Genomic DNA, 11,392 nt, shown 5'->3' with positions numbered 1-11,392 from the left:
CGCATTCGCGCGCGAAAAACGGACTGGTCGGTCATCCCTTCTTCGGGATGAACGAAGGCCGGAGGCTATTCCGATGGTCGTTCTGGCCACCGCTGCGACGGTGATATTTCGGGATGGCAGTCAGATCGATGCCGGCCCAGACTGTGGCCATACTGCTGCTCAACCTCCTCTCAGTTGATGACGTTGGAAAGAATGGGAAGCAGATTGGGAAATTCAGCGCGCAGGCCTGACGGCGCCAGCTTCTGCCGGGCGATCGCCTTCAGACGTGGCGGCAGGTGAACCCGAGCAGGCGGCGAAAAGCGACGCCGACGGCGCTCTGGCCCTGGCTGTCGAATATTGGCCCTGAATCTCCACGTTGGTGCAGTGTCGCAGCACGCCCTTGATCATCGCGGCGACCTCCGACGACAAACAGCGCTCCAGTTGCGCGAAAATGCAGGTCGAGCCCTTTTCGACATGCCAAGGTCATCACGCCGCGACCGCCATAGCGGACATGCCATTCCGTCATCAGGTTGCCGTCCCAAGCGCCGAACTTCTTGGACTCCGACGCGCAGGCCGTCCCGGCTTCGCCCCAGATGGCGGTGTTGCGGATAGCCAGAGTGTTGCATTGGCAACGCGCCCGCAAGCCGCCTCGAGCGCGCCCCTAAGCAAGCACGTGAACCCCTGAGCCAACCTCCTATGGGTCAATAGGGTCAGGTGGCCTGCCATCATTCCAGGACAGGACAACTGACAAAGAAGGTGTCGCCTATCCGACACTCTTCTGTCGTCTTTGTTGGGTCCGCGACACCGGCCTATTTCGCCGAGCTCTTGTCTGGCCTCAGGCTAATCCGCTGAAAAGTAATCACAATGTTTTTCTTCGCTGGGTCGGCCAAATTGGCACGGGTTTTGAAACTCCTTCGTTGGGAGCCGGGAGCCGCCGACCGACCCTCATTTCGTGGATGACACCGCGATCGATGAAACGGAGAAAGAAAAGCAAATGTCAAATCCGCATCAGATAACATTCTATGCAAGGGGGCCTCGGCGAAACCGCCCCGTACCCAACAGGCTGCCACCCTTGTCGACCCTTGCGCAGGAAATCTTGATGGCCGGCTGCGACTCAAAGGCCCACCACACTCGTCTTATCCTGAAGGCGCAGGATAAAGTTCTGCATCTCGCCACGCGGTATGCCTAGGCAGTTACACGTTGGCCGATCTTGGAGTCTGGCTACGCTGCGGAGGACGTCTACATGCCCTCGTCATTCGCTGCCCGCAGCGCCTCCGCCCTTCCATCGCTAGAGAGTGAAGCGCCACCATGTCCGAACAACCCTTGCCGACGCTGCCGATGTGGCGCGTCGACCACATCGAGCCCTCGCCCGAGATGTTGGCGCTACGCGCCAACGGTCCGATCCACCGCGTGCGCTTCCCCTCCGGGCACGAAGGCTGGTGGGTGACAGGCTATGACGAAGCCAAGGCGGCGCTGTCCGACGCGGCGTTCCGGCCCGCGGGAATGCCGCCGGCGGCATTCACCCCGGATTCGGTGATTCTCGGTTCGCCGGGGTGGCTTGTCTCGCACGAGGGGGGCGAGCATGCCCGGTTACGCACGATCGTGGCGCCGGCCTTCAGCAACCGCAGGGTGAAGCTGCTCGCGCAGCAGGTCGAGGCGATCGCCGCGCAGTTGTTCGAGACGCTGGCGGCCCAGCCCCAGCCCGCCGACCTGAGGCGCCACCTCTCCTTTCCGCTGCCGGCCATGGTCATCAGCGCGCTGATGGGCGTGCTCTACGAGGATCACGCCTTTTTCGCCGGGCTGTCCGACGAAGTGATGACGCACCAGCATGAAAGCGGCCCGCGCAGCGCGTCGCGCCTGGCCTGGGAAGAACTGCGCGCCTACATTCGCGGCAAGATGTGGGACAAGCGCCAGGATCCGGGCGACAACCTGCTGACGGATCTGCTCGCGGCGGTCGAGCAGGGCAATGCGACCGAGGAAGAGGCGATCGGCCTGGCGGCGGGCATGCTGGTGGCGGGGCACGAGAGCACCGTCGCGCAGATCGAATTCGGCCTGCTGGCCATGTTCCGCCATCCGCAACAGCGCGAACGCCTAGTCGGCGATCCATCCCTGGTGGACAAGGCGGTGGAGGAAATCCTGCGCATGTACCCGCCGGGCGCGGGCTGGGACGGCATCATGCGCTATCCGAGGACCGACGTGACTATCGCGGGCGTGCATATTCCCGCGGAGAGCAAGGTGCTGGTCGGCCTGCCGGCGACGTCGTTCGATCCGCGCCATTTCGACGACCCGGAAATCTTCGACATCGGACGCGACGAAAATCCGCACCTGACGTTTTCGCACGGGCCGCACTACTGCATCGGCATGGCGCTGGCCAGGCTGGAACTCAAGGTGGTGGTCGGCTCGATCTTCCAGCGCTTTCCCGCGCTGCGCCTAGCCGTGGCGCCCGAAGAACTGAAGTTGCGCAAGGAGATCATCACTGGCGGGTTCGAGGAGTTCCCGGTGCTCTGGTGACGCGCGGACGCCGCCCGGAATCGCGATCTTCTCCGCAATTTGCCGGCGCGCCTAGCACGCGCCGGTCAGATCAGCCAGCCAACAGGTAACCAAGATGGACGTGCAAGAAACCAAGGCAGCATGCCGGGACGCCTTCGCCGAACTTGCGTCGCCAGCGTGCATCCACGACCCGTATCCGTTCATGCGGTGGTTGCGCGAGCACGATCCGGTGCATCGCGCGGCGTCGGGCCTCTTTCTGTTGAGCCGCCACGCCGACATTTTCTGGGCGCTCAAGGCCACGGGCGACGCGTTTCGGGGGCCGGCGCCGGGCGAACTGGCGCGCTATTTCCCGCGTGCGGCGACCAGCCTGTCACTCAATCTCCTCGCGTCCACGCTAGCGATGAAGGAACCACCGACGCATACGCGTCTGCGCCGGCTGATCTCGCGCGATTTCACCATACGCCAGATCGACAACCTGCGGCCGAGCATCGCACGCATCGTTGCAGCGCGCCTGGACGGCATGGCGCCCGCGCTGGAGCGCGGGGAGGCGGTGGACCTGCATTGGGAATTCGCGCTGGCTGTGCCCATGCTGGTCTTCGCCGAACTGTTCGGCATGCCCCAGGATGACATGTTCGGGCTCGCCGCCGGCATCGGCGCCATTCTGGAAGGCCTGAGCCCACACGCCAGCGATCCCCAGCTCGCCGAGGCGGACGCGGCCAGCGCCAGGGTGCAGGCCTACTTCGGCGATCTCATACAGCGCAAGCGCACCGATCCCCGCAACGACATCGTGTCGATGGTGGTCGGCGCACACGACGACGATGCCGACACGATGTCGGATGCGGAGTTGATCAGCATGCTGTGGGGCATGCTGCTGGGCGGCTTCGCCACCACTGCTGCGACCATCGACCATGCGGTCCTGGCGATGCTCGCGTATCCCGAACAGCGGCACTGGCTGCAGGGAGACGCTGTGGGGGTGAAGGCATTCGTCGAAGAAGTCCTGCGCTGCGACGCGCCTGCCATGTTCAGCTCCATTCCGCGTATCGCCCAGCGCGACATCGAACTGGGCGGCGTGGTGATCCCGAAGAACGCGGACGTGCGCGTGCTCATCGCGGCCGGCAATCGCGACCCGGACGCCTTCGCCGATCCCGACCGCTTCAATCCCGCGCGGTTCTACGGCACTACTCCTGGCATGTCGACCGACGGGAAGATCATGCTGAGCTTCGGCCACGGCATCCACTTCTGCCTCGGTGCGCAACTGGCCCGGGTGCAGTTGGCCGAGAGCCTGCCGCGCATCCAGGCGCGCTTCCCCACGCTGGCATCGGCCGAGCAGCCGACCCGGGAACCCTCCGCGTTCCTTAGGACGTTCCGCGCGCTGCCGGTGCGGCTGCATGCGCAGGGGGGCTGAGATGCGCGTCGTGATCGATCAGGATCTGTGCGGAACCACCGGGCAGTGCGTGCTGACGCTGCCGGGCACCTTTCGCCAGCGCGAACCGGACGGCGTGGCGGAAGTGTGCGTGGCGACGGTCCCGCAGGCGCTGCACGCCGCCGCGCGGCTCGCGGCCAGCCAGTGCCCGGTCGCCGCCATTCGGGTCATCGAAAGCGACGCTAGCGAGCGCGCCAGCGCCGACCCTGCGCCTTCTCTGGCGGAGGCTGAGCGGCATGCCGCGAAAGATCAACGCAACCCAGGAGGACGGTTTGAAGGCAAGGTGGCCGTGGTGACCGGCGCCGGCGCCGGCATCGGGAAGGCATGCGCCCTCGCCATCGCGCGCGAGGGCGGCAGAGTGGTGGTGGCCGACATTGATGGCTCGGCGGCCGTCGCCTGCACCGCGCAGATCGCGGCCGAAGCGGGCCACGCGCTGGCCCTGGCCATGGACATCGCCAATGCGCAGGCGGTGGCAGCGCTGTTCGAGACGGCGGAGCGGCACTTCGGTGGGGTCGACCTGCTGGTGAACAATGCGAGCGCCATGCATCTGACACCGCGCGACCGCACGATCCTCGACCTGGACCTGGCGGTCTGGGATCAGATCATGGCGACCAATCTGCGCGGCACGCTGCTCTGCTGCCGGGAGGCCATCCCACGAATGATCGCCCGCGGCGGTGGCGCGATCGTCAACATGTCGTCGTGCCAGGGGCTCAGCGGTGACACCGCGCAGACGTCCTACGCCGCGTCGAAGGCGGCGATGAACATGCTGTCGGCCTCGCTCGCCACCCAGTACGGTCATGCGCAGATCCGCTGCAACGCGGTTGCGCCGGGTCTCATCATGACCGAGCGTCTCCTCGCCAAGCTGGACGAGTGCATGCAACGGCAACTGAGCCGGCACCAACTCCTGCAGCGCGTCGGCCGCCCCGAGGACGTGGCCGCGCTGGTGGCGTTCCTGCTCTCCGACGATGCTGCGTTCATCACCGGCCAGGTCCTGTGCATCGACGGCGGCATGCTGGCGCATGTGCCGACGTACGCCGACGGTGGCAACAGCCGCGCCGCGCGGCCTGCCGGCGACACCGCCAAAGCGGCCGCGGCGCCGCGCTGCTGATGGACATGCTGCTCAACCCGCTGGACCGTCGGCACCGGCTGCGGGACGACATCCCGGTCGTGCCCGGCGCTTTCCCCCTGGTCGGACATCTTCCCGCCATCGTATGCGACCTGCCGCGCCTGCTGCGGCGCGCGGAACGCACGTTGGGCAGCCACTTCTGGCTGGATTTCGGCCCTGCCGGACACCTGATGACCTGCGTGGATCCGGATGCGTTTGCATTGCTCCGGCACAAGGACGTGTCCTCGGCGCTGATCGAAGAGATCGCGCCCGAACTGCTTGGCGGAACGTTGGTCGCCCAGGACGGCGGCGCGCACCGGCAGGCGCGCGACGCGATCAAGGCGGCGTTCCTGCCCAAGGGGCTGACCCAAGCCGGCATCGGCAACCTGTTCGCGCCCGTCATCCAGGCGCGGGTGCAGGCGTGGCGCGACCGCGGCGATGTGACCATCCTGCGCGAGACCGGCGACCTGATGCTCAAGCTCATCTTCAGCCTCATGGGAATCCCAGCGCAGGACTTGCCGGGATGGCATCGCAAATACCGGCAACTGCTGCAGTTGATCGTCGCGCCCCCGGTCGACCTGCCCGGACTCCCCTTGCGGCGCGGCCGCGCCGCCCGCGACTGGATCGACGCGCAGTTGCGCCAGTTCGTCCGCGACGCGCGCGCGCATGCCGCGCGCACTGGGTTGATCAATGACATGGTGAGCGCCTTCGATCGCGGCGACGATGCGCTTTCCGACGACGTCCTGGTCGCCAATATCCGCTTGCTGCTGCTTGCCGGCCACGACACCACCGCCTCGACGATGGCCTGGATGGTGATCGAGCTGGCGCGGCAGCCTGGGCTGTGGGACGCTTTGGTCGAGGAGGCGCAACGCGTGGGCGCGGTGCCGACCCGGCACGCGGACCTGGCGCAGTGTCTGGTCGCCGAGGCGCTGTTCCGCGAGACGCTGCGCGTGCATCCGGCGACCACGCTCCTGCCGCGTCGCGCGCTGCAGGAATTGCAACTCGGCCAACGGCGCATTCCTGCGGGCACCCCTCTGTGCATCCCGCTGCTGCATTTCTCGACCTCTGCGCTGCTGCACGAGGCGCCTGATCAGTTCCGCCTGGCACGGTGGCTGCAACGCACGGAGCCGATCCGGCCGGTGGACATGCTGCAGTTCGGTACCGGCCCACACGTCTGCATCGGTTACCACCTGGTATGGCTGGAAATGGTGCAGTTCTGCATCGCCTTGGCACTGACCATGCACAAGGCCGGGGTGCGGCCGCGGTTGCTGAGCGCCGTCGAAAAAGGTCGGCGCTATTTCCCGACCGCACATCCGTCCATGAAAATCCGCATCGGATTCTCATGAGGTGGCATCGCATGCCCCGTGTGGCGAGGCAGCTGCGCCGGCGACGCGCGGCAATGCTGCACTTGGCGCGCGCGCTCGGTGCGACGCCGCCAACACCGCGGCGGCTCGGACGCTCACCGTGGCCGTGCCAGGTACAAGGACATGAACGACATGCAGACCGATTCCACGCTACACGACGACGCGCAGGCGCGTGGCGCATCCGGCAGGCTGCCGCCGGAGATCTGGATGCAGGACGGCGCAAGGCGGGTCGAACAGGCGCTGGCGCGTCTTCTCTGCGCCGAAGACGACGGTGAGACCGAGCTGATGGCGGCGATGCGCTACGCCACCTTGCATGGCGGAAAGCGCACCCGCGCCTTGCTCTGTCTGGCTACCGGCGCACTGGCCGACACGCCGGCGCACATGCTCGACGATGTCGGCGCCGCCATCGAGATGATGCACGCCTGTACCCTGGTCCACGACGACCTGCCCGCAATGGACGATGACGTGCTTCGCCGCGGCCTTCCGACCGTGCACGTCAAGTTCGGCGAAGCCACTGCGATCCTGGTCGGCGATGCGCTGCAGGCGCACGCCTTCCTGACCCTGGCGAGCCTGGATGCGCCGGGCGACAACCGTATCGCGCTCGTGCGCGAACTGGCGCAGGCGGTGTCCGCCGAGGGTGCCGCAGGCGGGCAGGCCATGGATCTGTCGCTGGTAGGAAAGCACGTCGAGCTGGACAGGATCGTGGCGATGCACCGGATGAAGAGCGGAGCACTAGTGCGCGCGTCCGTTCGCATGGGCGCGCTATGCGCCATCGCGGAGGATGCCGCCCACGCTGCGCTGTACTGTGCGCTCGATCGCTACTCCGCCTGTTTCGGCCTGGCGTTGCAGGTGGTCGACGACATTCTCGACGCGACAGCGGATACCGCGACGTTGGGCAAGACCCCCGGCAAGGACGCGGCGGCGCAGAAACCGACCTGTGCGTCGATCATGGGGCTGCAGGCAGCGCGCCAGTTGGCGCTGGATCTGTTGCGCGACGCCGGGGAGGCCATCGCCCCGCTGGGAACGCGTGCGGAACGGTTGGCGCAGATGCTGCAGCGGGCCAACGCGTATCTGTTCAAGCACGCGCCATGCGCATGAGCGCGCCCGTCCGCATGGAGTCGCCCCTGTGCCGCTGCGATCGATCGGCCGGCGTGAGCGGTGCATGCTGCCCTGTGTCCAAGTCGGCGGCGGCGATCGCAGCGGTTGCTCAGCACAGCCGCGGCGTACGCGGCGCGCTGCGCGCAAGCCTATGCGGCGGACCGGCCCCAGCATGGGGCGCGTCGCCGCGCCGGAGCAGGGCGGCCGTCCGGCGCTGCCCGTGCGCCGGGCCGCGACGGACCTGCGGCGACGTGCGCGGCGTCTGCCCGATCCTGGTTCCCGTCAACTGTCTGCAGAAGGAACAAACCGCGTGAACGCGCTGTCCGAACAGATCCTTTCCGAATTGCGCCACCTGCTGATCGAGATGAGGGACGGCGGCAGCGTCGGTCCGTCCGTCTACGACACGGCGCGAGCTCTGCAGTTCCACGGCAACGTCACCGGTCGGCAGGACGCATATGCGTGGCTCATCGCGCAACAACAGGCCGATGGCGGATGGGGAAGCGCGGACTTCCCGCTGTTCCGCCATGCGCCCACCTGGGCGGCGTTGCTGACATTGCAGCGTGCCGATCCTCTTCCCGGCGCGGCCGACGCAGTCCAGGCTGCAACCCGGTTCCTCGAGCGCCAGCCCGATCCCTACGCGCATTCGGTGCCGGAGGACGCGCCGATCGGCGCGGAGCTGATCCTGCCGCAGTTGTGCGGCGAGGCCGCATCCTTGCTGGGCGGCGTGGGGTTTCCGCGCCACCCGGCGCTGTTGCCGTTGCGGCAGGCGTGCCTTGTCAAGTTGGGGGCGGTGGCGACGTTGCCGAGCGGCCATCCGTTGCTGCACTCCTGGGAAGCCTGGGGAACGTCGCCGACCACCGCATGCCCCGACGACGACGGCAGCATTGGCATCAGTCCGGCGGCCACCGCCGCGTGGCGTGCGCACGCCGTAACACATGGGAGCACGCCGCAGGTCGGGCGCACCGACGCGTATCTGCAGGCGGCATCGCGGGCGACGCGCAGCGGCATCGAAGGTGTCGTTCCCAACGTCTGGCCGATCAATGTGTTCGAGCCATGCTGGTCGCTGTACACCCTGCATCTGGCCGGGCTGTTCGCGCATCCCGCGTTCGCCGATGCCGTGCGCGTGATCGTCGCGCAGCTCGACGCCCGCATGGGCGTGCGCGGTCTGGGCCCGGCCTTGCACTTCGCAGCCGATGCCGACGACACCTCCGTTGCGTTGTGCGTCCTGCGCCTTGCAGGTCGCGACCCGCCGGTCGATGCGCTGCGCGATTTCGAAATCGGCGAGCTATTCGTCACCTTCCCCGGCGAGCGCAATGCCTCGGTGTCGACCAACATCCATGCCCTGCATGCGTTGCGACTGTTGGGAAAGCCCGCCGCCGGCACCAGCTACTACGTCGAGGCCAATCGCAACCCGCACGGTCTATGGGACAACGAAAAATGGCACGTTTCGTGGCTGTATCCCACCGCGCATGCGGTCGCTGCGCTGGCGCAAGGCAAGCCCCAGTGGCGCGACGAGCGCGCGCTGGCGGCGCTGCTGCAGGCGCAGCGCGATGACGGCGGCTGGGGCGCCGGTCGCGCGTCCTCATTTGAGGAAACCGCCTATGCGCTGTTCGCGTTGCACGTCATGGACGGGAGCGAAGAGCCGACAGGGCGCCGGCGCATCGCGCAGGCGGTGGCGCATGCGCTGGAGTGGATGCTCGCCCGCCATGTGTCGCATGCATTGCCGCAGACGTCGCTGTGGATCGGCAAGGAACTGTATTGCCCCACCCGGGTCGTGCGCGTGGCCGAACTCGCCGGGTTGTGGCTGGCGCTTCGTTGGGGGCGGCGCGTCCTGGCCGAGGGCGCAGGAGCGGCGCCATGATCCCGACCGAACGCGCGCTGCAGCAGGTGCTGGAGTGGGGGCGTTCCCTGACAGGGTTCGCCGACGAGCATGCCGTGGAAGCGGTCAGGGGCGGCCAGTACATCCTGCAGCGCATCCACCCGGGCCTGCGCGACACCAGCGCCCGCACTGGCCGCGATCCGCAGGACGAAACGCTGATCGTGGCGTTCTATCGCGAACTGGCGCTGCTGTTCTGGCTCGACGATTGCAACGACCTTGGCCTGATCGCGCCGGAGGAGCTCGCCGCGGTGGAGCAGGAGCTGGGGCAGGGCGTGCCGTGCGCGCTCCCCGGATTCGAGGGCTGCGCTGTGCTGCGCGCTTCGCTGGCCGCGCTCGCCTACGATCGTCGCGACTATGCTCAGCTTCTCGACGATACCCGGTGCTACTGCGGGGCGCTGCGCGCCGGACACGCGCAGGCGGCAGGGGCAGAACGCTGGTCCTACGCCGAATACCTGCACAATGGCATCGATTCGATCGCCTACACGAACGTGTTCTGTTGCCTTTCGTTGCTGTGGGGGTTGGACATGGCGACCTTGCGTGCGCGTCCGGCGTTTCGCCAGGCCCTGCGGCTCATCTCCGCGATAGGGCGCCTGCAGAACGATCTGCATGGACGCGACAAGGACAGGTCGGCCGGCGAGGCCGACAACGCGGCGATCCTGCTGCGGCAGCGCTATCCGGCTATGCCTGTGGTGGAGTTCCTCAACGACGAGCTGGCCGGCCATACGCGCATGCTGCACCGGGTGATGGCGGAAGAACGCTTTCCCGCGCCGTGGGGAGCGTTGATCGAGGCCATGGCGGCCATCCGCGCGCAGTACTACCAGACCTCGACCAGCCGCTACCGCAGCGACGCTGCGGGGGGAGGCCAGCGTGCGCCCGCCTGAACGGCGGGATGCGGCTGCGTGCGCGCGCTGCCGTCGGTCCGATCCGATGCAACGCCGTCCCCCGATGCGACGGATGGAGCGAGCATGAGCGATAGCGACAACATCCCGAGCCGGCGCAAGGACGACCATCTGGACATCGTGCTGGATCGGCGAACGGCGCCGGCCACGGTCGCCGCCGGCTGGGAGTACATCCGTTTCGAACACTGCGCATTGCCCGAGTTGGACCTGACGCAGATCGACCTGCGCGCCTCGCTGCTGGGCAAGACCATGCGCGCGCCGCTGCTAATCAGCTCCATGACCGGCGGCGTGCCACGCGCCGAGGCCATCAACCGGCATCTGAGCGAGGCAGCACAAGCCTTGGGGATCGCCATGTGCGTCGGTTCGCAGCGCGTGAGCCTGCAATCCCGCAACTCCCAGGGGCTGACGCGCGCGCTGCGCCGCATGGCCCCAGACATTCCCTTGCTGGCCAATATCGGCGCCGCGCAACTGCGCGAGGCCGACGGCCTGGACCTGGCGCGCCGGGCGGTGGATGCGCTGGAGGCCGATGGACTCGTCGTCCATCTCAATGCGCTGCAGGAAGCGGTACAGCCGGAGGGCGACCGCGACTGGCGCGGCGTCCTGGCGCAGATCGCTCGCGCCGCGCGCAGCGTGGACGTGCCGATTGTGGCCAAGGAAGTGGGGTCGGGCCTGTCCGCCTCGGTGGCCTGCGCGCTCGCCAAGGCGGGCGTGGCGGTCATCGATGTCGCCGGCGCCGGCGGCACCAGTTGGGCCGCGGTGGAGGGCGAGCGCGCCCGCGATGCCGCCGACCGTGCAGTGGCGATGGCGTTCGCCGACTGGGGGATTCCGACCCCGGCCAGCGTGCAGGCGGTACGTCGGGCGCTGCCAACTGTGAAGCTGATCGCGTCGGGCGGGATCCGCGACGGCGTCGACGTGGCCAAGGCCATCCGCCTGGGCGCGGACATCGCCGGGCAGGCGGCCGGCGTGCTGCGCGCGGCGACGGTGTCCACCGAGGCGGTTGTCGCGCATTTCGAGATCGTGATCCGCCAGTTGGCCGTTGCCTGCTTCTGCACCGGCTCGGCTGATCTGGCGGCGTTGCGTCAGGCGCGCTTGTTGCCCTCGGCGCATCTGCCCGCCGGTTGATGCCGGCGTCGCCCGCACGTGGCGGCGGGCGCC

9 protein-coding genes and 1 pseudogene are annotated in these 11,392 nt (G+C 67.8%); 9 read left to right on the top strand and 1 reads right to left on the bottom strand.

Translation table 11 applies throughout. From position 1 onward, the window contains the following. Window positions 1–259: 259 nt before the first annotated feature. Window positions 260–622 carry a Tn3 family transposase gene (locus C9427_RS33025; RefSeq protein ID WP_425351706.1) on the bottom strand — a complete coding sequence of 121 codons (363 nt, stop codon included), beginning with the start codon at window positions 620–622 and terminating at the stop codon, window positions 260–262. A 665-nt stretch (window positions 623–1,287) separates the two neighbouring features. On the opposite strand from C9427_RS33025, the gene C9427_RS33015 reads away from it, so the two are divergent. From C9427_RS33015 to fni, 9 genes and pseudogenes are all read left to right on the top strand, one after another. Then, window positions 1,288–2,490 (top strand): cytochrome P450, encoded by a 1,203-nt coding sequence (locus tag C9427_RS33015; RefSeq protein ID WP_027033415.1) that lies wholly within the window; start codon window positions 1,288–1,290, stop codon window positions 2,488–2,490. A 94-nt stretch (window positions 2,491–2,584) separates the two neighbouring features. Then, entirely contained in the window at window positions 2,585–3,874 is a 1,290-nt protein-coding gene (locus C9427_RS33010; protein ID WP_107653127.1) for a cytochrome P450, read from the top strand. After that, a pseudogene (locus C9427_RS35370) lies at window positions 3,858–4,001 on the top strand (ferredoxin); the annotation flags it as partial. The gene C9427_RS33010 and the pseudogene C9427_RS35370, both read left to right, overlap by 17 nt. Before the next feature lie 108 nt (window positions 4,002–4,109). After that, complete coding sequence (locus C9427_RS33005) at window positions 4,110–5,000, top strand: SDR family oxidoreductase (protein ID WP_342587273.1); 891 nt, start codon at window positions 4,110–4,112, stop codon at window positions 4,998–5,000. Next, window positions 5,000–6,343 (top strand): cytochrome P450, encoded by a 1,344-nt coding sequence (locus tag C9427_RS33000; protein ID WP_107653125.1) that lies wholly within the window; start codon window positions 5,000–5,002, stop codon window positions 6,341–6,343. Before C9427_RS33005 ends, C9427_RS33000 begins: the two co-directional genes overlap by 1 nt. 150 nt (window positions 6,344–6,493) lie before the next feature. Further along, window positions 6,494–7,459 (top strand): polyprenyl synthetase family protein, encoded by a 966-nt coding sequence (locus C9427_RS32995; RefSeq protein ID WP_019856502.1) that lies wholly within the window; start codon window positions 6,494–6,496, stop codon window positions 7,457–7,459. Window positions 7,460–7,769: 310 nt separating this feature from the next. Beyond that, window positions 7,770–9,320 carry a hypothetical protein gene (locus C9427_RS32985; RefSeq protein ID WP_107653129.1) on the top strand — a complete coding sequence of 517 codons (1,551 nt, stop codon included), beginning with the start codon at window positions 7,770–7,772 and terminating at the stop codon, window positions 9,318–9,320. Continuing rightward, entirely contained in the window at window positions 9,317–10,219 is a 903-nt protein-coding gene (locus C9427_RS32980; protein ID WP_006329109.1) for a terpene synthase family protein, read from the top strand. The genes C9427_RS32985 and C9427_RS32980 overlap by 4 nt, the downstream gene beginning before the upstream one ends. An 84-nt stretch (window positions 10,220–10,303) precedes the next feature. After that, window positions 10,304–11,359, top strand: coding sequence for a type 2 isopentenyl-diphosphate Delta-isomerase (gene fni, locus C9427_RS32975; RefSeq protein WP_107653124.1), 1,056 nt, complete (start codon window positions 10,304–10,306; stop codon window positions 11,357–11,359). Window positions 11,360–11,392: the final 33 nt, after the last annotated feature.

Source organism: Mesorhizobium helmanticense, from assembly GCF_003034915.1.
Lineage (GTDB): Bacteria > Pseudomonadota > Alphaproteobacteria > Rhizobiales > Rhizobiaceae > Mesorhizobium > Mesorhizobium helmanticense.
This window is presented reverse-complemented; position numbering and strand designations above follow the sequence as displayed.